Here is a 20,955-nt window from a genome sequence, read left to right on the forward strand (position 1 = left end):
GGCTCAGGCGGGTGAGAACAGGTGGTCGCTGATGAGCCGGGCGGCGCCGGTGACACCGGCGGTGGGGCCGAGTTCGCCGAGGACGATGGGCAGGTTGCCGGTCGCCAGGGGCAGCGACTGGCGGTAGACCTGGGTGCGGATCGCGGCGAGCAGGGTGTGGCCGAGGCCCGTGACGCCGCCGCCGATCACCACGAGGCCCGGGTTGAAGAAGCTGACGAGACCGGCGATGACCTGGCCGGTGCGGTTGCCGCCCGCCCGGATCAGGTCGAGCGCGGCGGCGTCACCGGCGGCGGCGGCCGCGGCGACGTCGACGGCGGTGAGGGCGCCGGAGTTCTCCAGGCGGGTGCCGAGCTCGGGGAACTCCCCTGGCGGGCGGCGTCCTCGGCGTCGCGGGCGAGCGCCGCGCCGCTGAAGTACGCCTCCAGGCAGCCCTTGTTGCCGCAGGCGCAGGCGCGGCCCTCGGGCTCGACCTGGATGTGGCCGATGTCGCCCGCGCTGCCCGTCGTGCCGCGGTAGACCTCGCCGCCGACGACGATGCCGCAGCCGATGCCGGTGCCGATCTTCACGCAGAGGAAGTCGCCCACGGAGCGGGCGACGCCCGCGTGCTGCTCGCCCATCGCCATCAGGTTCACGTCGTTGTCGACCATGACCGGGCAGCCGAGTTCCTGGCTGAGCGCCTCCCGCACGGGGAAGCCGTCCCAGCCCGGCATGATCGGCGGCGCGACCGGGACGCCCTCGGGGAAGCGGACGGGTCCCGGTACGCCGATTCCGGCGCCGTCGAAGCCCTCCGCGAGCCCGCTCGCCCGCAACTTCGCCGCCATGGACAGGACTTGCTCGAAGACCGCGACCGGGCCCTCGCGGACGTCCATGGGCTGGTTGATGTGCCCGAGCACCTCCAGCTCGGCGTTGGTGACGGCGACGTCGACCGAGGTGGCGCCGATGTCCACGCCGAGGAAGCGGAGGTTCGGGGCGAGGCGGATGTTGTGGGAGCGGCGGCCGCCGCGGGACGCGGCGAGGCCGTCGGCGACCACGAGTCCCGTCTCCAGGAGGCGGTCCACCTCCACGGCCAGCTTGGACCGCGACAGGTCGACCTGGTCGCCCAGCTGGGCGCGGGAGTTGGGGCCGCCGTCCCTCAACAGGCGCAGCAGGCGGGCCTGGTGCGCGTTGGCGGGTCGAGCCGTCATGCGTCTCACGCGCCCCTCCCCGCCTCTTCGGCCTTGTCCCTCTTGCGTGTTGGGCTTTCGAGGGGAACGTAGCAGTGCGTGCCGGGGGTGGGAAGAACTTGCGCGGGAATTGGGGGCGACTTTCTCCTACGAAGGGACAAAGTCCGTCCCTGGCGGGGGCGCCCCAGACCCGCCCCTTCCCGAACTAGGGGGCGGCGCCCCCTAGCACCCCGCTCCTCCTCACCGCTGCGCGGCTCGTCCTCAAACGCCGGACGGGCTGAATTCGTCGTGCTGCGCGGTTCGTCAGGGGGCTCGCCCCCGGAAGGGGCGGGCGGCGGAGCGCGGAGAGCCGACGGCGGCGAGAAGGCGAGTCCCAGCCCGTCCGGCGCTTGAGGACGAGCCGCGCAGCGGCGATCAACGGCACAAGGCGCCCCGCCAGGTCAGGGTTGGGCGCGGTCGTGGTAGGTGCGGCGCGTGTGTTCCGTGTGGGCCCGCATCACGTCCACCGCCCGCGCCTCGTCGCGCGCGGCGATCGCCGCGATCAGCGCCCGGTGCTCCACCCACGACTGGATCCCCCGCTGGCGGGCCACCGGCGTGTAGTACCAGCGGACCCGCCGGTCCACCTGCCCGGCCAGCTCCGCCAGGACCGCGTTGCCCCCGAGTTCCATGACCTTGGCGTGGAACGCGGCGTTCGTCGCGACGACGAGGTCCACGTCGCCGTCGGCGACGGCCGCCTCGCCGCGGGCGCACAGCTCCTCCAGCGCGGCGACCCCGGCGGCGTCGGCGCCCGCCGCGGCCAGGCGGGCCGCCTCGGTCTCCAGGAGCGTACGGACGGTGAGGAGCTGGTCGGCCTCCTCCTCCGTCGGCTCGTGCACGAACGCGCCCTGGGCGGGCCAGAGGTCCACCCACCCCTCGGTGTTGAGCCGCTGGAGCGCCTCGCGCACGGGCTGCCGGGAGACGCCCAGGTGCCCGGCGAGTTCGCTCTCGACCAGGTGCTGGCCGGGGCGCAGGGCGCGCGTGGTGATGAGTTCGAGGAGGGCCTCGTAGACCCGCTCGCGCAGCGGTCCCGGCCGCTCCAGCTTCGGCACCGTCCCCTGCGGCAGTCCTGTGGACAACATGCCGGTCCCCCTCCTGCGCCTGCCGGGCGATTGGCTTTTGTCTACAGTTTACCGAGCACCGGGGCCTGGGCCAGAGGGAGTTGCCGCCCCGCCAGCCCTCACGGGCACCGCACCACCTGTCCCGCGTACGACAGGTTCCCGCCGAAGCCGAACAGCAGCACCGGGTCGCCCGTCGTGATCTCCCCCGCTCCACCAGCTTGGACAGGGCCAGCGGCACCGAGGCCGCCGACGTGTTGCCCGAGTCCACGACGTCCCGCGCGACGACGGCGTTCACCGCGCCGATGCGGTCGGCGAGGGGTTCGACGATGCGCAGGTTGGCCTGGTGCAGCACCACGGCCGCGAGGTCGGCGGGCGCGAGCCCGGCGCGCTCGCAGGTGGCGCGGGCCAGCGGCGGAAGCCGCGTGGTCGCCCAGCGGTACACGCTCTGGCCCTCCTGCGCGAACCGCGCGGGCTGCCCCTCGATGCGCACCGCGTGCCCCATCTCCGGCACGGACCCCCACAGCACCGGCGAGATCCCCGGCTCCTCGTCGGGCCCGCACGCCTCGACGACGGCCGCGCCCGCGCCGTCGCCGACCAGGACGCACGTGGTGCGGTCCGTCCAGTCGGTGACGTCGGACATCTTGTCGGCGCCGATGACCAGGGCCCGGCGCGACGCCCCGGCCCGCACGGCGTGGTCGGCGGTGGCGAGGGCGTGGGTGAAGCCCGCGCAGACCACGTTCACGTCCAGCGCGGCGGGCGCGGGCAGGCCGAGCCGGGCGGCGACGCGGGCGGCCGTGTTGGGCGAGCGGTCGATGGCCGTGGAGGTGGCGACCACCACCAGGTCGACCGAGGCGGCCGTCCGGCCCGCGGCGGCGAGCGCCTTGGCCGCCGCGTGCGCGGCCAGCTCGTCGACCGGCTCCTCGGGGCCCGCGATGTGGCGGGTGCGGATGCCGACCCGGGAGCTGATCCACGCGTCGCTGGTGTCGACCATGCCCGCCAGCTCGTCGTTGGTCAGCACCCTGGCGGGCTGGTAGTGGCCGACGGCGGCGATGCGTGAGCCGGGCATGGGCGGGTCCCCTCGTGGTGCTTGTGCAGGACCGTCCAGTCTGCTCAGCGACTCACGGGTACGAGGTGACGTAATGCGACAGGATTGGGGCGCCGCGTTTGGACACTTCTCATCATCGCGTCGCCTCTTCGCGGACGCGCCGAGCGGAGCCCGCGGCCCGGGGCCGGGGCCGGGCACGCGCAGGACGCCCGCGCGACGGGGCACGCGCAGGACGCCGAGGGCCGGGGCACGCGCAGGACAATGAGTGTGCAGGACAATGAGACCGACGGAACCGAGCACGGACACGGACAGGACCGGCTGATCACCATGGGACGAGTCACCGAGCGCCGCCGCGTCGTCCGCGTGCGCGACGGCGCGGTCAGCGAGCGGCCGGACACGCTCGTCGCCGAGGAGCCCTTGGAGATCCGGCTCAACGGCAAGCCGCTGGCGATCACCATGCGCACGCCGGGCGACGACTTCGCGCTCGCGGCGGGCTTCCTGGTCAGCGAGGGCGTCCTCGGCGCGGCCGACGAGCTGCGCAACATCGTGTACTGCGCGGGGGCGACGGCGGACGGGTCGAACACGTACAACGTCGTCGACGTGACCACCGCCCCGGACGTCGCCCTGCCCGACATCACCCTGGAGCGCAACGTCTACACCACCTCGTCCTGCGGCCTGTGCGGCAAGGCCAGCCTGGACGCGGTCCGCACCACGGCGCGCTGGCCCATCGCGGACGGCGACGCCCCGGTCCGGCTCACGCCCGAGCTGCTCGCCGCGCTGCCCGACCGGCTGCGCGCCGCCCAGCGCGTCTTCGACCGGACCGGGGGGCTGCACGCCGCCGCGCTGTTCTCCGAGGACGGCGAGCTGATCGACGTACGCGAGGACGTGGGCCGCCACAACGCCGTCGACAAGCTCGTGGGCCGCGCGCTCCAGGACGGGCGGCTGCCGCTGGCCCGCACGGTCCTGCTGGTGTCGGGGCGCGCCTCCTTCGAACTCGCCCAGAAGGCCGTGATGGCGGGCGTCCCCGTGCTCGCCGCCGTGTCCGCGCCGTCCTCGCTCGCCGTCGACCTGGCAGCGGAGGCGGGGCTCACGCTGGTGGGGTTCCTGCGGGGGCGCTCCATGAACGTGTACGCGGGTGAGCACCGGGTCGCCCTCCGGGCTGGGGTCGACGGGGGTTAGGCACCGGTGCCGGTGGGGGTCCTCTTTCCCCACCCGCCCGCCCTTTCTTCGCGCTGCGCGCTCGCCCTCAAACGCCGGGCGGGCTCATTCTCCGGCCGCTCGTCCTCTTTTTCGCGCTGCGCGCTCGCCCTCAAACGCCGGGCGGGCTCTTTCCCAGCCAGCCCGTCCTCAAGCGCCGGGCGGGCTTGGTTCCCGGCTGGGCAGGGCGAGGCGCGTCAGCATCTCCATGAACTGCTCCCGCTCCCCCTCCGTCAGCGGCGCCAGGAGTTCCGCGTTGGCCTCGCGGGCCGCCCGGGCGCAGCGGCGGATCGTGCGGCGGCCCTCGTCGGTGATGGTCACCGCGTTCTTGCGGCGGTCGGCGGGGTCGGGGGCGCGGTCGACCAGGCCCGCCCGCTGGAGGTCGTTGAGGACGCCGACCATGTCCTTGGGGTCGAGCGCGACGCTGCGGCCGAGGTCGGCCTGGGCGACGGGGCCGAGGTCGGCGACGGCGGCCAGGACGACGTGGTGCCACATCTTCATGCCCTCGGCGGCGAGGGCCTCGGCGACCAGGGCGCGGCCCCGTGCGGCGGCACGGCCGAGGAGCCAGCTCGGCAGGGTGCGGATGGTGGACGGCGCGGGCGGGGTCTCGGGCATGGCACGAGCGTACCGAAGAACCGTTGGACTTCCCAATGAAAACGTGGTTACCGTTGGGACCACCAACGTTTCTGCGTCAGGGAGGCACCCATGCGCCGTGTCCGCTACGACCACAGCGGCGGCCCCGAAGTCCTGCGGCTCGAAGAGGCCCCGGTGCCGTCGCCCGGCCCGGGTGAGCTGCTGGTGCGGGTCGCGGCCGTCGGTGTGACGCTGCCCGTCGTGCGCAAGGTGCGCGAGGCGCGCGAGCCGATACCGCTGGGCGGCGAGGTCGCGGGCGAGGTGGCCGGGCTCGGCCCCCAGGTCACGGGGTTCGCGGTCGGCGACCGCGTCACCGGCCTGGTCTTCGGGCACGGCTACGCCGACTACGCGCTGCTCGCCACCGCGATGGCCTCGCCCGTGCCGGACGGGGCGAGCGCCGTCGACGCGGTGGCGCTCGTCCGCAGCGGCCTGGTCGCGTACGGGGCGCTGCGCGCGGCGCGGCCCGAGCCCGGCGAGACCGCCCTGGTGACGGCGGCGGCCAGCGGGGTGGGCCACCTGGCGGTGCAACTGGCCCGGCTCCAGGGCGCCGGACGCGTCGTGGGCGCCGTCTCGGACCCGGCCAAGGCGGACTTCGTCCGGGGCGTCGGCGCCGACGAGGTGGTCACGTACGACGCCGGGGACTGGGGCACACCGGCCGACTACTGCCTGGACGCGGTCGGCGGTGACCTGCTCGGCCCGGCCGTGCGGTCCCTGGCGCCGCACGGCCGCCTGGTGGCGTACAGCTCGGGCGGCGGCACCGTCGAGGCGTACGACCTGCTCGTCGGCGCCAAGTCGGTGACGGGCTTTCAGATGCGGCTGATCGCCCAGGATTGGCCCGAGCTGTACGAGGCGTGGCGCGTGGAGCTGTGGCGGCTGTTCGCGGCGGGCGCGCTGCGGCCCGCCGTGCACGCCGAGTTCGCCCTGGAGGACGCGGCGCGGGCGCACCAGGCGGTCGAGTCCCGCGCCAACCTCGGCAAGGTCGTGCTCACGCCCTGAGCGGCCCCGGAGCGACCCCGGAGCGGCTCGGGAACGACCCCGGAACGGCCCCGGCAGGGACCTGAGCGGACTCGGAGCGGCCCCCGGGCAACCACTGAGCAGCCCCCGAGCAGCCCCCAAGGAGACCCCGAAGCGACCCCGAGCACCCCAGGCAGAGCTTCAATCTCACCCGTTAGGCGGGTTGATTCCGGGACCGCTCGCCCGTATGGCTTCAGCATCACGCAGGGTTCTTGTGTGCCCCCAGTGCCCCAAGTAGCGTCGGCCGGGCGCACCTTGGACGTGGGATGTCCGTATGTCCAGTCGATATGAGACATGAAGGGCCCGCACCATGCCGTCAAGACCTTGTGTACGCCCCCGTGTACGCCCCAGATCCGCCCGGCCCGGAGCCTCCCGGCTCCGGGCCGCGCGCCGCTCGGTCGCCGCGCTGGCCGCGGCCGTCGCCGGTGTCCTGGCCGCCCTCGCCCTGCCGCCCGCGGCGGGCGGCACGGCCGAGGCCGCCGACGCGGCGGCGCCGCCGTTCGAGCAGCAGGTCCTGTTCAAGGCCACCCAGGATCCCGGCTACGCCTGCTTCCGCATACCCGCCATCGTGAAGACGGTGAAGGGCACGCTGCTCGCCTTCGCGGAGGGCCGGGTCAACGACTGCGGCGACGCGGGCGACATCGACCTGGTCCTCAAGCGCTCCGTCGACGGCGGCCGCACCTGGGGCCCGCTCCAGGTGATCAACGAGGGCGCGGGCGACACGCACGGCAACCCGGCGCCGGTCGTGGACCGCGAGACCGGCCGGATCCTGCTCGCCGAGACGTACAACACGGGCCGCCACGACGGCCGCAACTGCGACGTGCCCTGCGACCGCACGCCCCACCTCCAGTACAGCGACGACGACGGCGCGACCTGGTCGGCGCCGCGCGACCTCAGCCGCGAGATCCTGCCCGCCACCTGGAACTCCTGGTACGCGACCGGGCCCGTGCACGGCATCCAGCTCACCCGCGGCCGCCACAAGGGCCGCCTGGTCTTCGCGGTCAACGCCGAGTCGTACAGCGGCGGCCGGGTCACCGAGAACCACGCCTCGCTGATCGTCAGCGACGACGGCGGCGACCACTGGCGCATCGGCGCCACCGAGACGTACCCCGTCGCGGCCGACGACGGCACCTTCCGGCAGAAGCCCTCGGAGATGACCATCACCGAGCGGCACGACGGCGCGATCTACGTCAGCGGGCGCGAACAGGACGGCACCGACCTCGGCCACCGCACCCACACCGTCAGCCGCGACGGCGGCGACAGCTACGCCCGGCCCTTCGAGGCCCAGCCCGACCTGTACACGCCGCAGGTGCAGGGCTCGACGCTCCGCTGGCGCGGGCGGCTGCTGCTCGCCTGCCCCGGCGACCCGGACCGCCGCCGCACCATGACGGTCCGCTCCTCCTACGACGGCGGCCGCACCTGGGACAGCTTCGACCGCTCCACCGTCGTCACCACCGACTGGTCCGGCTACTCGGACATGGTGGCCGCGGACGAGGAGCACGTGGGCCTGATGTACGAGGGCGGCCCGGTGGACGCGCGCGACGAGATCCGCTTCGCGCGGTTCACCGAGGACTGGCTGAAGCCGCGCCGCGGCCCGGACCCGCGGACCTCCGACTGGGCGCCCGGCGCGCGCTCCGCGCTGGTCCTCGGCGGCGCCCGGACCACCGACGGGGTGCGCGGCGACGCCCTGGCCTTCGACGGCGTCGACGACGCGGTGCGCCTGCGCCACCGGCCCGATCTGCCGCTCGGCACCCGGGACTTCACGGCCTCGCTGTGGTTCCGCTCCACGGCGGCCAGCGGCGAGCAGCCGCTGCTGTGGATGGGCGGCATCGGCACCAACCAGCCGCAGGTGTGGCTGCGCGCCGAGCCCGCGAACAACCGCCTCACCGGCCTGATCACCACCCGCGACGGCGGCGCCCCGCCCCGCTCGGCGTCCCTGAGCGCCAGCGGCGCCTACACCGACGGGGCCTGGCACCACGTCGTGCTGCGCAGGGGCGGCGGCCAGCTCACGCTGTTCGTCGACGGGGCGCCGCTGACACGGGCCGACGTGCCGGGCACGGTCAGCCGCAACTCCCCCTTCGGCGTGCACGTCGGGCAGCGCATGGACAGCCGCGCCCACTTCACCGGCGCCATCGACGACGTCCGCGTCTTTAGCCGGGCGCTCGGCGACGACGAGGTGGCCGCGCTCGCCGCCCCGGACCGGGCCCGGGCGGCTGTGACGCGGGACACCGTCGTCTGGCTCCCCATGGACCACGTGCGCGGCAGGAACTCAGCGTCCCCGGCGTGTCCCACGCCACACGCCCCCACGCCCCCACCCCCACCGCCGACCCACGGCAGGGCGGCCGGAGTTCACGCCGCCTCTGGCTCGCCCTGCCGCTCGTCCTGGCCTGCGTCGCGGTGCTGCTCGTCGCCTGGCCGGACGGCGAGCGGCGCGGCGGCGGCACCTGCCCGGCCCGCGCGGTCGGGTCGTGGGCGCCGGAGTCCCGGCTCACCGACGCGTTCGCGGCGTACGGGGACGACGCCGCCCGGGACGACGACTGGTCCGGCGGTGACGGCACCCACTCGGTGCGGCTGCCGGACGGGCGGCTCCTCTGGCTGTTCTCCGACACCTTCCTCGGCCGGGTCAACCCGCCGCCCAACCAGGAGGGGCAGCCGCACAAGTGGCGCGCGCCGAACGCGCCGATGGTGCGCAACTCCGGCGTGGTGACGTCCCGTTCGGGCGCCCTGGAGCGCACCCTGCCGACCCCGCTGTTCGCCGACCCCGCGCCGGGGCAGTGGCGCTGGCCGGTCGCCGCGACGGTCGAGCCGCGCGGCCCCGGCGACGACGAGCAGGTGGTGCGCGTGCTGCTGTGGACCCGCGCCACCGGCCCCAAGCCGTGGATCTTCGGGGTGCCCGCCGCCACCGAGGTCGCCACGCTGTCGCTGCCGGACCTGACCGTCGAGGGCATCACGCAGATCTCCGACCAGCGCGGCGTCCCCGACCCCGAGCGGCGCGTCCTGTTCGGCACCACCCTGGTCGACGACGGCGACGTCACCTACGTGTTCGGCGGCAACGACGCGCAGACCGCGTCCCGGCCCTCCTCGCACGCGTACGTCGCCCGGGTGCCGCGCGGCGAACTGGCGGACCCCACCGCGTGGCGCTACTGGAACGGCCGCGCCTGGTCCCGGTCGGGCACCGGGCGGCCGGTGCTCGGCGACGGCGGCCACAAGGGCGTGGGCAGCGCCTTCACCGTCGTACGCAGCGAGGGGACGTACGTCCTGCTGACCATGGCGGCGGGGGCGCGCGGCCTGACGACCGTCACCTCCTACTGGTCCTGCTCCCCCACCGGCCCCTGGCACGGGCCCGCCCGCGGCTTCGCGCCGCCGCTGCCCGGCGACACCGCGGCCGACGGCACCACGGCGGCGTACAACCCGCAGGCCCACCCCGCGCTCGGCGGCGACGGGCGGATCGTGCTCAGCTACGACGTCAACAACTGGCGGGACACGGGGACGGCGGGCGTCGGCGGGCAGGCGCAGGTCAACCGGAACGTGGAGCTGTACCGGCCGCGGTTCGTGACGCTGCGGCTGCGGAACCCGGGGGACCCGGGGACCTGAGGGACGCCGGGTGAACTCCTCCGGGTCCCGGGAGCGGCGCTTGGCGATCACCGCGCACACCATGAGCTGCATCTGGTGGAACAGCATCAGCGGCAGCACCGCCAGCGAGGCCTCGGCGCCGAACAGGACGCTGGCCATGGGCAACCCGGCGGCCAGGGACTTCTTCGACCCGGCGAACTGGATCGCGATCCGGTCCGCCCGGTCGAAGCCGAGCCGCTTGGTCCCGTACCAGGTCAGCGTGAGCATCACCGCGAGGAGCACGGCCTCCACGCCGAGCAGCGCGGCGAGCCGGGCCGGGGTGACCTGGTGCCAGATGCCGCGCTCCACGCCCAGGCTGAACGCGGCGTAGACGACCAGCAGGATCGAGCCGCGGTCGACGAGGCTCAGGACCTTCTTGTGGCGGGTGACGAACCCGCCGATCCAGGGGCGCAGCAGCTGTCCGGCGAGGAACGGCACCAGGAGCTGGAGGACGATCTTCAAGAACGCGTCGGCGGAGAACCCGCCGCCGGTGTCCGCGAGCAGCCACGCCACCAGGAGCGGGGTGAGGACGATGCCCGCGAGCGAGGAGAACGTGCCCGCGCAGATCGCCGCGGGCACGTTGCCGCGAGCCAGGGACGTGAAGGCGATCGACGACTGGATCGTGGAGGGCACCAGGGTCAGGAACAGGAAGCCGCTGTAGAGGGCGGGCGTCAGGACGTGCGGCACCAGGCCCTTGGCGGCGAGGCCGAGCAGCGGGAACACGGCGAACGTGCAGAGCAGCACGGTCAGGTGCAGCCGCCAGTGGCGCAGCCCGTCCAGGGCCTCACGGGTCGACAGGCGGGCGCCGTACAGGAAGAACAGCAGCGCGACCGCCCCGGTCGACACCCCGGAGACCGCGTCGGCGGCCGGGCCGCGCGCCGGGAGCAGCGCGGCGAGGCCGACGGTGGCCAGGAGCACCGCGATGAAGGGATCGACGGGCATCCAGGACGGCCAGGACGGGCGTTTCACAGTGCTCCATGCTCTCGGGGGTTCAGGGGCTGGGGGTCTGTGCCTTCAGGGCTGCGGGGGGGCGGCTCCGGGGGCGGTACGTGCCCTCTCCATGATCCTCCTGTCCGCCTTGATCGGGAATCCCGTACACCGTTCTCACTGTCATCACGTTCCGCGATGGGCGCGCTAGGCTGGGCGCGTGTACGACCCCGCCCAGCTCCGTACGTTCCTCGCGGTGGCGCAGACGCTCAGCTTCACGCAGGCCGCGCGCCGCCTCGGGCTGCGCCAGTCGACGGTGAGCCAGCATGTGCGGCGCCTGGAGGACGCGACCGGGCGCCCGCTGTTCACGCGGGACACGCACAGCGTGGAGCTGACCGAGGACGGCGAGGCCATGCTGGGCTTCGCGCGCCGCATCCTGGAGGTGCACGAGCAGGCCACGGCCCACTTCACCGGCGTCCGGCCCGGCGGGCGGCTGCGGTTCGGGGCGTCCGAGGACTTCGTCCTGACGCGGCTCCCCGACATCCTGCAGTCGTTCCGGCGCGGCCACCCCGAGGTCGATCTGGAGTTGACGGTCGAGCTGTCCGGCACCCTGCACGAGCGGCTCGACGCGGGCCGCCTCGACCTGGTGCTCGCCAAGCGGCGCCCCGAGGACCCGCGCGGCGAGCTGGTGTGGCGCGACGACCTGGTGTGGATCGGCGCGCCCCGGCTCCGCCTCGACCCGGCGCGCCCGGTGCCGCTCATCGTGTACCCGCCGCCGGGCATCACACGCGCCCTCGCCATGGCGGCCCTGGAGCGCGCGGGCCGCCCCTGGCGCGTGGCCTGCACCAGCGGCAGCCTCAACGGCCTGGTCGCCGCCGCGCGGGCGGGCCTCGGCGTGATGGCGCACTCACGGGGCCTGATCCCGCCGGGCCTGGCGCGGCTGCCGGAGCGGGCGGGGCTGCCGGAGCTGGGCGCGGTGGACTTCGTCCTGCGGCACGTGGAGCCGCGGCCGTCGGCGGGCGGCGCCGCGGACGCCCTGGCGCGCGCGATCCTGGCGGGCGGCGACCGGCTGCACCGGGGGCGCCCGCCTAGTGGGGCGGGTACTGGTACGTGAGCTGCTTGTACCGCCGCAGCAGCGGCGCGGCCTCCACGTGCTGCACACCGTCGAGGGTGCCGAGCCTGTCGCTCAGATACGTGTACAGCTCCTTGGTGTCGCGGGTGTGGGCGCTGGCCATGAGGTTGGAGGGGCCCGTCGTCGCGGAGGCGTGGGCGATCTCGGGGTGCTCCGCCATCGCCTCGCCGACCGCGCGCAGCAGGCGCGGCGCGACGGTGATCCAGAGCATCGCGGCCGTGCCGAAGCCGAAGTACTCGGTGTCGTACTCGGTGTCCAGGTACAGCGCGCCGGAGTCGAGCAGCTGGGCCAGGCGGCGCTTGACCGCGGACTCGGAGCGGCCGGTGGCGCGCCCCAGCTCGGGGTAGGTGGCCCGGCCGTCGGGCTTGAGCGCGGCGATCAGCGGCTCGTCCTCGGGGGTGATCCGTGCGGGCCCGGGGGGCCGTGGCCCGTGCGGGCGGGCGGGGGTGAGCGCGGCCACCTGGCCGGGTGTGAGCGGCCCGTGCTTGCCGATCCAGCCGGTGCGCCCGCCGTAGAAGCGGTGCAGGAGCTGGTGCGCGCGGATCTCCACGATGTGCGGGGTGCGCAGGAGCTTGCCGAACATCAGGTCGTCGTAGTCGCCGGGGTCCCGGGGCAGGGACATGCAGACCACCTCCGTGCCCGCCGAGGTGATGTGGATCCACGCGGTGTCGGGCCGCTTGGCCAGGGCCGTGGCGATGGCCTGGGCGCTGTCGGGGGTGCAGCGGAGCCTGAGCAGCCACTCGTCCTCGCGCTCGCGGACGGCGACGACGCGGAGCCGGGCCTCGGCACGCAGCTTCCGGTAGCGGCGGGCGACGGTCTGGTCGGAGACGCCGAGGACCGCCGCGAGGCGGCTGAAGGGGGCGCGGGCGTCGACCTCCAGGGCGTGCACGAGCTTCAGGTCGAGGTCGCTTCGGTCGTCGCGGCCGCCCTGGTCCCCGCCGTCGTCGCGGCCGCCCGCATGGCGTTCCGTGGTGTGGGATTCCACCGTCCACTCCCCTCGCGAAGTCGATTTCCGGCGCCGTTCTGGTCCTGGTGCGTGGTTTCGTCCGGCGCCGACTCATCGTACGAGGCATACGCACCTGTCGCACAAGAAGCACGAAGGAGTTCGCCGATGCGTAAGTGGGGGCCGCTCACCGCGGTCTGCTTGGGCACGTTCATGCTGCTGCTGGACGTGACGATCGTGGTCGTGGCGGTGCCCGACATGGCACCGGCTCTCGACGCCTCGCTGAGCGATGTGCAGTGGGTCATCGACGGCTACGCGCTCGCGCTCGCCGCGCTGCTGCTCGGTATCGGCGCCGCCGCCGACGTCGTCGGCAGGCGCCGCGTGCAGGTCGCGGGGACCGCCGTCTTCGCGCTCGCCTCGCTGGGCTGCGGGCTCGCGACGAGCGCGGAGTTCCTGGTGGCGGCGCGGGCGGTGCAGGGGCTCGGGGCCGCCGCGATGTTCGCGACGACGCTGCCGCTGCTCGGCGCCGCCTACCAGGGCAAGGACCGCTCGGTCGCGCTCGGCGTGTGGGGCGCGGTGAGCGGGGGCGCCGCCGCGCTCGGGCCGATCGTGGGCGGACTGCTCACCGCGGGGCCCGGCTGGCGCTGGATCTTCTTCGTGAACCTGCCGGTGAGCGTGGCCGCGATCTGGCTGACGCTGCGTCTGCTGCCGCCGTCGCGCCCGGGCGTGCGGGGAGCGGGCGGGCGCCGTGTCGACTGGGCGGGCACGGCGATGTTCGCGCTGTTCGTGGGAGCGGTGACCTACGGCGTGGTGCGGGCCGGAGCCGTGGGCTGGGGGTCGGCGGCGACCGCCGTCACCTTCGCGGTCGCGGCGCTCGCGCTGAGCGCGTTCGTGGCCGTCGAACGGCGGGTCGCGCACCCGCTCCTCGACCTGCGCCTGCTGCGCGAGCCCGCCTTCACGGGGGTCCTGGTCGGCGCGATCGGCACCAACATGGCGGCGTTCGGCCTCATGCCGTACCTCTCGATCTGGCTCCAGACGGTCCTCGGGATGAGCGCGGTGCGGGGCAGCCTCGCGCTGGTGCCGCTCGCCGGGCTCTCCTTCGTCGTCGCCGCGGTCAGTGGGCGGCTGCTGCACGGCGTGTCCGCGCGGTACGTGATCGGGGTCGGCCTGCTGCTGATAGGCGCGGGCGGCTGCGCGCTCGCGACGCTGGACGCCGACTCGTCGTGGCCCGCGCTGATACCCGGGCTCTCGGTCACGGGCGTGGGCGCGGGCCTGGTGTCACCGGGCCTCGCGGGCGCGGCCCTGGCGGCGGTGCCCCCGGCGAACGCGGGCACGGCGGGTGGGGCGGTGAACACGTGCCGACAGCTCGGCTACGCGCTGGGCGTCGCCGTGTTCGGCACGGTCCTGACCTCGCGGATGGCGGACGCGCTCGGCCAGGACGCGGCGCACACCGCGGCGGGCGGCGGGGCCGGGGCCCTGCGGGGAGCGTTCTCCGAGCACAGCGTGCGCGCGGCGTTCGCGTCCGGGCTGAACGGGGCCTCGCTCATGGCGGGCGTCACCGGCCTCGTGGCGGGCGTCGCCGTTCTGGTGATGGTCCGGGCCAAGCGGACGGGCGGCGCGGGCCAGGCGCCCGCCGCTCCCTCAGGGGCGCCCGGGACGGCCGCCGCCGGGGAGCGCGTCGGCGCGTAACCGCCGCGTACAGATTCGGTGGAGATTACCGGCCCGGAACTTACTCCACCGTCAGGAATCTGTCCGGCCTCTGCCCTTGTGGCCGCATTTCACCCGCTGACCTGTGACGATCGCGCGCCTGCGGGCGCGTCCCACCCCCCTCCCGCACGGGTCGGGGGTGGGGTACCGTCACCGGCGCTGTGCGGAGCGCCACAAGGAGCACCATTGCGCGAGTTCACGAACCCTCCCCTGGCGACGGCTCCGAGGGTGGGCGGCCTTGCCGACGCCGTCTTCGACCATGCCCTTGAGGATCCGCACCGGGTCGTGCTCGCCCGCAAGACCGAGGAGCCGGGCGGCGCCTGGCGGGACGTGACGTCCGCGGAGTTCCGCGACGAGGTCCTGGCGCTCGCCAAGGGGCTGCTGGCGCAGGGCGTGCGGTTCGGCGACCGGGTCGCCATCATGTGCCGCACCCGCTACGAGTGGACGCTCTTCGACTTCGCGCTGTGGACCGTCGGCGCGCAGGTCGTGCCCGTCTACCCCACGTCGTCGGCCGACCAGGTCCTGTGGATGCTGCACGACGCGCAGGTCACGGCGGCGATGGTGGAGCACGGCGACCACGCCATGACGATCGGCTCGGTCGTCGACCGGCTGCCGCTGCTGCGCCGCCTGTGGCAGCTCGACGCCGACGCGGTGCGCGAACTCAACCAGGCGGGCCGGGAGCTGGACGAGGAGGTGGTGCACCGGCACCGCCGCGCCATCACGCCGGACTCGGTCGCCACCGTCATCTACACCTCCGGCACCACGGGCAGACCCAAGGGCTGTGTGCTCAGCCACGCGAACTTCATGTTCGAGGTGGACACGGTCATCGCGCGCTGGGAGCCGGTGTTCCGCTCCAAGCGCGGCGACGAGGCGTCCACCCTGCTGTTCCTGCCGCTCGCGCATGTCTTCGGGCGCATGGTGCAGGTGGCGGCGGTGCGCGGCCGGGTCAAGCTCGGCCACCAGCCGAGCCTGAGCGCGGCGGCGCTGCTCGGCGACCTCGCGGCGTTCCGGCCGACGTTCGTCCTGGCCGTGCCGTACGTCTTCGAGAAGGTCTTCAACGCGGCCCGGCGCAAGGCCGAGCGGGAGGGCAGGGCGGGCGCCTTCGACAAGGCCGTGGAGGTGGCCGTCAAGTACGCCGACGCCCTGGAGGCCCGGGCCTTCGGCACCGGTCCGGGGCCGTCGGCGGCGCTGCGCATGCAGCACCAGGTCTTCGACAAGCTGGTGTACGCCAAGGTGCGCGAGGCGCTGGGCGGCCGGGTGCGGCACGCGATGTCCGGCGGCTCCGCCATGGACCGGCGGCTCGGTCTGTTCTTCGCCGGTGCCGGGGTGACGGTCTTCGAGGGGTACGGCCTGACGGAGTCGACGGCCGCCGCGACCGCGAACCCCCCGGAGCGCACCCGCTACGGCACGGTCGGCCAGGCCGTGCCCGGCACGACCGTGCGCATCGCGGAGGACGGCGAGGTGTGGCTGCGCGGCGCCCACGTCTTCCAGGGCTACCTCAACAACCCCAAGGCCACCGAGGCGGCGCTGCGCGACGGCTGGCTCGCCACCGGCGACCTGGGCTCCCTCGACGAGGACGGCTATCTGACCATCACCGGGCGCAAGAAGGAGATCCTGGTGACCTCCGGCGGCAAGAGCGTGTCGCCCGCGCGTCTTGAGGAGCGGGTGCGGGACCATCCGCTGGTCGCCCAGTGCCTGGTCGTCGGCAACGACCGGCCGTACATCGCGGCCCTGGTCACCCTGGACGCCGAGGCCGTCGAGCACTGGCTGGCCATGCGCGACAAGCCGCCCCTGGCGCCCGCGGACCTCGTGCACGACCCGGACCTGGAGACCGAGATCCGCCGGGCGGTGGTGGCCGCCAACACCCTGGTCTCGCAGGCCGAGTCGATCCGCACCTTCCGCATCCTCGCCCACCGGTTCTCCGAGGAGCACGGGCTGCTCACGCCGTCCCTGAAGCTCAAGCGCCGGGCGATCGAGGAGGCGTACGCGGCCGAGGTCGACGCGCTCTACCCCTGAGCCCGGCGGCGCGCGCCGCGGTGGAGACGCGGTGGGCCCGGTGGTGCGCTAGCCGAGGGAGACGCGGAAGATCTTGTCGGAGCCGTCCGGCTGGCCGCCGTTGCCGTCGGCGTTGGTGGTCGACAGCCACAGCGCGTGCGCGCCCGGCACCGCCGTCACCGCGCGCAGGCGGCCGTAGGAGCGGGTGTAGAACGCCTTGGGCGTGCCGACGTTCTCGCTGCCCTCGTTGAGGGGGATGCGCCACAGGCGCTCGCCCTTGAGGGCCGCCATGTAGACGGCGCCGTCGACGACGGCGATCCCGCTCGGGGAGGCCTCTCCGACGCCCCAGGTCGTCTTCGGGTTGGTCATCCCGGCGACGTCGCAGGTGCCCTCGCACTCCGGCCAGCCGTAGTTCCGCCCTGGCTTGATGAGATTCAGCTCGTCCCGGGTGGCGTCGCCCAGCTCCGCCGACCACAGCCGTCCTCGCGCGTCGAAGGCCAGGCCCTGCGGGTTGCGGTGGCCCAGGCTGTACACGTAGGTGCCGAAGGGGTTGCCGGGGGCGGGCTTCCCGTCGCGGGTCAGGCGAAGGATCTTGCCGTTGAGCGAGTCCTTGTCCTGGGCGAGCGGCTTGGACTGGGCGTCGCCGGTGGTGGCGTACAGATAGCCGTCGGGCCCGAAGGCGAGGCGGCCGCCGTTGTGGTACTTGGCCTTCTTGATGCCCTTGACCAGGACCGTGTAGCCGCCGAGCGAGGAGCCGTCGTAGGTCATGCGGGCGACGCGGTTGCCCTCGGAGGAGGTGTGCATGACGTAGACGTAGTGGTTGGCCTCCCACTGCGGGTCGACGGCTATGCCCATGAGGCCGCCCTCGCCGCCGGTCGTCTGGGACTCGGGCACCGTGCCGAGCTGCTTCCTGGTGGCGCCGTCCGCGGACACCGACCAGACGCGGAAGTCGTCCCGTTCGGTGACGAGCGCGGACTTCCCGTCGGGCAGCCAGGCGGTGCCCCACGGGATGGTCCAGCCGGACGAGATCGTCTTGATGCCGCTGGGCTGGCTCGCGGGGGCGGGCGGCCCGGACGGTCCGGTCCCGGCGGCAGCCGACGGGGCGTGCGCCACGAGCCCCGCCGCCAGGACGGCGCTCGCGGTGAGGGCCGCCCTCCTGGCGGTGGACCGGCTGTTTCGGTGCATGGGTGCCTCCGTGGGGTGTGGGGGGTGGGGTGGGGAGCGCGCGGCCGGACCCGGGCTCAGCCGAGCTGGTAGGCCCGCAGGTCGGTGAGGAGGAGGTAGGTGTCCTGGAGCGAGCCGGAGGTGTCGCCGAGGGAGCGGTAGATGCCCCACTTGGGCCGTACGCGGTCGGCGAGGAAGGTGTCGACGCCGGACCGGGACGCGTCGACGACGGTCGTGCCGCCGCTCGTGAGGATCCAGCGCACGGCCCCTGACGAGCCGTCGCCGATCGTGATCCGGAAGTCGACGCCGGTCCAGGTGTCGTGCAGCGGCTCCAGGTCGGCGCGGCCGACCAGGACGTCGCCCTGGACGACCTTCAGCTCGATGGTCTGCCTGCCGTCGACGCGGCGCAGCGACTGCACGACGAGGGGCGCGCTGCCCAGGCCGGGCTGCTTCATCTGCATGATGTGCGTGAAGGTCGTCGTCGCCTTCAGCGAACTCGGCAGGTACATGCGGTAGGTGACCCGCCAGGTCTGGCCCTGCCGCCAGGTGAGGTAGGAGTCGCCGTCGCGGCAGCCGGTGACCTCCTGGCGCTGGCGGTCGGTACTGGTGTCGCGGTCGACGGTGTGGATGTCGAAGCGGAAGGCGTCGCCGTCGGCCCTGATGTGCGGCTTGGCGGCCGGGTGGGAGCCCGCGCGGTCGTCCTCCAGGGTCTCGAAGGCGCGGGTGCCGACCTTACGGGCGGAGGGGGACCAGCGCAGCCGCCACGCGGCGTCGGGCGCGGCCACGGCGGACGGCGCTCCGGCGGCGGACGGCACCCCGGAGGCGGACGGCACCCCGGAGGCGGACGGCACCCCGGAGGCGGACGCCAGCCCTGCGGCCGAGGTCGCCGCGCCCGCGCCGATGCCGAGTGCCGCGCCCAGGACGGCCCTTCGGGAGGGGGTCATGCCCGGCTCACCTGCCCTTCCGTGGTGGTTCGTTCGTGACCGGGAAGGCGCCGGACCCCTTCAGGGCGGCGCTGAAGCCCGTGGCGGTCGTGGGTCCGCCGGGCGCGGGCGAGCGCGCCCGCGGGCAGCGGTCCGCCGAGGTGTCTCATGACCCTCCTTCGCGGTAGGCGTAGGCGGCGCCCGGGGCGGGCCCGCGGGCCGCGTCGACCAGGGCGCGCACGGTGCCGTGGTCGGGCGAGCGGCGGCAGACGGGGTCCGTGCGGGCGGCGTCGCCGGTGAGGGCGTGCGCCTGGCAGCGGCAGCCGCCGAAGTCGACGGCGCGCAGCTCGCAGGACCGGCAGGGCTCGGGCATCCAGGCCTCGCCCCGGTAGCGGTTGAACGCCTCCGACTCCCGCCAGATCCAGGCGAGCCGGTGGTCCCGCACGTTCGGCGCGGCCGGGCCGAGCAGGTCGGCGGCGGCCGGGCAGGGCAGCGCGGAGCCGTCCGGGGCGACGGTCAGGGAGACCGCGCCCCAGCCGCCCATGCAGGGCTTCGCCACGGCGTCGACGTAGTCGGGGAGGACCCAGACCAGCTCCATGCGCCCGGCGAGCCGCCGCCGCCAGCGCTCGACGGCCGCCCGGGCGCGGGCCACCTGCCCGGGGTCCGGGAGCAGGGCGGCGCGGTTGCGCAGGGCCCAGCCGTAGAACTGGGTGTTGGCCAGCTCGACGCGGTCGGCGCCCCAGGCCAGGCCCAGCTCCACGAGGTCGTCCAGGGCGTCGAGGTTGGCGCGGTGCAGCACGGCGTTCAGGCCGAGCGGCAGCCCGGCGGCCCGCACCAGCTCCGCCGCCCGCCGCTTGGCGTCGAAGGCCCGCGCGCCCGCGATCTCCAGGGCCCTCGCCGGGTCGGTGTGCTGCACGGACAGCTGCACGCTGCGCAGGCCCGCGGCCACCAGCTCGGCGAGGCGGTCGGCGTGCAGGCCGACGCCACTGGTGACGAGCTGGGTGTGGATGCCCGCGCCGTCGGCCGCCGCGACGATCCGCGTCAGGTCGCGCCGCAGCAGCGGCTCGCCGCCGGACAGATGCGTCTGGACGACGCCCAGGTCAGCGGCCTGCGCCAGCACGTCGGCCCACTCGTCGCCGGTCAACTCCCCTGACCGACCGACCAGTTTGACGGGGTTGGAGCAGTAAGCGCAGCGCAGCGGGCAGGCGTGGGTCAGCTCGGCGAGCAACGCCCAGGGCGGGTCCGGGACGGGCGCGGGGGCCGGGCCCGGCGGGGGTGCGGTCACCTCAGCCACCCCTGTGCCCTCAACCGCTCCAGGAACGGCGGGACTTCGTCGGCGACCGGCGCGCCCGGGTGCCGCCGCGCCAGCTCGGCGACGATGGCCGTCACATCGCGCCCGCCGTCGCACAGCGCCACGATGGCCGCCGCCGCGCCGCGCAGCACCACCACGCGCTCGGGCAGCATCAGCAGGTCGACGCCGCGCACCCGGTCGTGCCGGAGCAGCACGGACCGGTCGAGGACGGGCCGCCAGTCGAGCCGTACGGCACCGGTCACGGCCCCTCACCGGCCCCGGTCCGCTCCCCCGCGCCGCCCCGGTCGACGGCGTCCAGCAGCGACCACAGCACGTCGCACTTGAAGGCGAGCGCGGCGACCGCGCGCTCCTGCTGTGCGCGGGTGCGCGCCCAGGCGCGGACGAGGGCCAGGGCCTCCTGGCCGTCGCGGCCGCCCTGGGAGACCCGCCCCTGGAAGTAGGCGAGCCCGTCGGCGTCGATCCACGGGTAGTGCTTCTGGAACGCGGCGATGCGGGTGCGCATCAGATCCGGCGCGGACAGCTCGGTGAGCGAGGCGGCGACCGCGTCGAGCGCGGGCCTGAGGCGGCAGAAGTTGACGTAGCCGTCGACGGCGAGGCGCACCCCGGGCAGCACCCGGGAGGCGTCGAGCAGCTCCTCGCGGGCCAGGCCCGCCGCCTCGCCGAGGCGCAGCCACCGCTCGATGCCGCCCTCGCCCGTGCGCTCCCCGTCGTGGTCCCGGATCCGCCGGGCCCAGCTCCGGCGCAGCGCGGGGTCGTCGAACTTGGCCAGGATCAGGGCGTCCTTGACGGGGATGTGGCGCTGGTAGTGGAACCGGTTGGCGATCCAGCGGCGCAGCTCCCCGCGGGTCAGGGTGCCCTCGTGCATGCGGACGTTGAAGGGGTGGCGGTCGTGGTAGCGCTCGGCGGCGACGGCGCGCAGCCGCTCGGTCAGCTCGTCGGCGCTCCAGGGGGCGTCCGCGGCGGAGGAGGCGCCGTCGGCCGCGGGGCGCGCCCCGGGGCCGACGGCTCGGGTGGGCGTCCCGGCGGCGTCGGCTTCGGTGGGCGTCCCGGCGGCGTCGGCGGGCCCGCTCTCGGTGGAGGTCATGACGTTC

General features: G+C 74.7%; 14 protein-coding genes and 4 pseudogenes. 7 read left to right on the forward strand and 11 right to left on the reverse strand.

Annotation, left to right across the window (positions count from 1 at the left end):
- Positions 1-3 precede the first annotated feature (3 nt).
- The 3 genes and pseudogenes from ACOBQU_RS07235 to ACOBQU_RS07245 all read right to left on the reverse strand — a co-directional run bounded on the left by ACOBQU_RS07235 (position 4) and on the right by ACOBQU_RS07245 (position 3,326).
- Positions 4-1,184 (reverse strand): annotated as a pseudogene (locus ACOBQU_RS07235) (ROK family protein).
- Positions 1,185-1,603: 419 nt separating this feature from the next.
- Entirely contained in the window at positions 1,604-2,281 is a 678-nt protein-coding gene (locus ACOBQU_RS07240) for a GntR family transcriptional regulator (RefSeq protein ID WP_423625062.1), read from the reverse strand.
- A gap of 98 nt (positions 2,282-2,379) precedes the next feature.
- Positions 2,380-3,326 (reverse strand): annotated as a pseudogene (locus tag ACOBQU_RS07245) (beta-ketoacyl-ACP synthase III).
- A 306-nt stretch (positions 3,327-3,632) separates the two neighbouring features.
- On the opposite strand from ACOBQU_RS07245, the gene fdhD reads away from it, so the two are divergent.
- Positions 3,633-4,484 (forward strand): formate dehydrogenase accessory sulfurtransferase FdhD, encoded by an 852-nt coding sequence (gene fdhD / locus ACOBQU_RS07250; RefSeq protein ID WP_423634312.1) that lies wholly within the window; start codon positions 3,633-3,635, stop codon positions 4,482-4,484.
- Between the two features lie 168 nt (positions 4,485-4,652).
- Here fdhD and ACOBQU_RS07255 read toward each other — a convergent pair whose 3' ends face one another.
- Positions 4,653-5,117: a MarR family winged helix-turn-helix transcriptional regulator gene (locus ACOBQU_RS07255; RefSeq protein ID WP_423625063.1), complete on the reverse strand. Its 465-nt coding sequence runs from the start codon at positions 5,115-5,117 to the stop codon at positions 4,653-4,655.
- Between the two features lie 90 nt (positions 5,118-5,207).
- Between ACOBQU_RS07255 and ACOBQU_RS07260 the strand changes: the two genes are divergently transcribed.
- The 3 genes and pseudogenes from ACOBQU_RS07260 (at position 5,208) to ACOBQU_RS07270 (ending at position 9,743) form a co-directional block, all read left to right on the forward strand.
- On the forward strand, positions 5,208-6,131 hold the full coding sequence (locus ACOBQU_RS07260) for a quinone oxidoreductase family protein (RefSeq protein WP_423625064.1): 924 nt from the start codon (positions 5,208-5,210) through the stop codon (positions 6,129-6,131).
- Positions 6,132-6,459: 328 nt separating this feature from the next.
- Positions 6,460-8,412, forward strand: a pseudogene (locus tag ACOBQU_RS07265) (exo-alpha-sialidase); the annotation flags it as partial.
- A 107-nt stretch (positions 8,413-8,519) separates the two neighbouring features.
- On the forward strand, positions 8,520-9,743 hold the full coding sequence (locus ACOBQU_RS07270) for a hypothetical protein (RefSeq protein ID WP_423634314.1): 1,224 nt from the start codon (positions 8,520-8,522) through the stop codon (positions 9,741-9,743).
- A 15-nt stretch (positions 9,744-9,758) separates the two neighbouring features.
- On the opposite strand, the pseudogene ACOBQU_RS07275 reads toward ACOBQU_RS07270, so the two are convergent.
- A pseudogene (locus ACOBQU_RS07275) lies at positions 9,759-10,703 on the reverse strand (bile acid:sodium symporter family protein); the annotation flags it as partial.
- Positions 10,704-10,908: 205 nt separating this feature from the next.
- Between ACOBQU_RS07275 and ACOBQU_RS07280 the strand changes: the two are divergent.
- Positions 10,909-11,802, forward strand: coding sequence for a LysR substrate-binding domain-containing protein (locus ACOBQU_RS07280; protein WP_423625065.1), 894 nt, complete (start codon positions 10,909-10,911; stop codon positions 11,800-11,802).
- Here the strand turns inward: ACOBQU_RS07280 and ACOBQU_RS07285 are convergent.
- A complete protein-coding gene (locus ACOBQU_RS07285; RefSeq protein WP_423634316.1) occupies positions 11,777-12,718 on the reverse strand; it encodes an Lrp/AsnC family transcriptional regulator in 942 nt (313 codons plus the stop codon). The two genes, ACOBQU_RS07280 and ACOBQU_RS07285, sit on opposite strands and share 26 nt — an antisense overlap.
- A gap of 213 nt (positions 12,719-12,931) precedes the next feature.
- On the opposite strand from ACOBQU_RS07285, the gene ACOBQU_RS07290 reads away from it, so the two are divergent.
- The gene (locus tag ACOBQU_RS07290; RefSeq protein ID WP_423625066.1) at positions 12,932-14,452 is read left to right on the forward strand and encodes an MFS transporter; all 1,521 of its coding nucleotides are present in this window, start codon (positions 12,932-12,934) and stop codon (positions 14,450-14,452) included.
- A gap of 204 nt (positions 14,453-14,656) precedes the next feature.
- A complete protein-coding gene (locus tag ACOBQU_RS07295) occupies positions 14,657-16,486 on the forward strand; it encodes an AMP-dependent synthetase/ligase (RefSeq protein WP_423625067.1) in 1,830 nt (609 codons plus the stop codon).
- A 48-nt stretch (positions 16,487-16,534) separates the two neighbouring features.
- Here the strand turns inward: ACOBQU_RS07295 and ACOBQU_RS07300 are convergent, their stop codons facing one another.
- The 5 genes from ACOBQU_RS07300 to pqqC all read right to left on the reverse strand — a co-directional run bounded on the left by ACOBQU_RS07300 (position 16,535) and on the right by pqqC (position 20,948).
- The gene (locus ACOBQU_RS07300; protein ID WP_423625068.1) at positions 16,535-17,650 is read right to left on the reverse strand and encodes a PQQ-dependent sugar dehydrogenase; all 1,116 of its coding nucleotides are present in this window, start codon (positions 17,648-17,650) and stop codon (positions 16,535-16,537) included.
- Between the two features lie 56 nt (positions 17,651-17,706).
- Positions 17,707-18,573, reverse strand: a complete 867-nt coding sequence (locus ACOBQU_RS07305; protein WP_423625069.1) for a Tat pathway signal sequence domain protein — start codon at positions 18,571-18,573, stop codon at positions 17,707-17,709.
- Positions 18,574-18,718: 145 nt separating this feature from the next.
- Positions 18,719-19,846 (reverse strand): pyrroloquinoline quinone biosynthesis protein PqqE, encoded by a 1,128-nt coding sequence (pqqE, locus tag ACOBQU_RS07310; RefSeq protein WP_423625070.1) that lies wholly within the window; start codon positions 19,844-19,846, stop codon positions 18,719-18,721.
- Positions 19,834-20,106, reverse strand: coding sequence for a pyrroloquinoline quinone biosynthesis peptide chaperone PqqD (pqqD, locus tag ACOBQU_RS07315; protein ID WP_423625071.1), 273 nt, complete (start codon positions 20,104-20,106; stop codon positions 19,834-19,836). Before pqqD ends, pqqE begins: the two co-directional genes overlap by 13 nt.
- Complete coding sequence (gene pqqC, locus ACOBQU_RS07320) at positions 20,103-20,948, reverse strand: pyrroloquinoline-quinone synthase PqqC (RefSeq protein WP_423625072.1); 846 nt, start codon at positions 20,946-20,948, stop codon at positions 20,103-20,105. The genes pqqD and pqqC overlap by 4 nt, the downstream gene beginning before the upstream one ends.
- Between the last annotated feature and the right edge of the window lie 7 nt (positions 20,949-20,955).

The organism is Streptomyces sp. G45 (assembly GCF_049542095.1).
Lineage (GTDB): Bacteria > Actinomycetota > Actinomycetes > Streptomycetales > Streptomycetaceae > Streptomyces.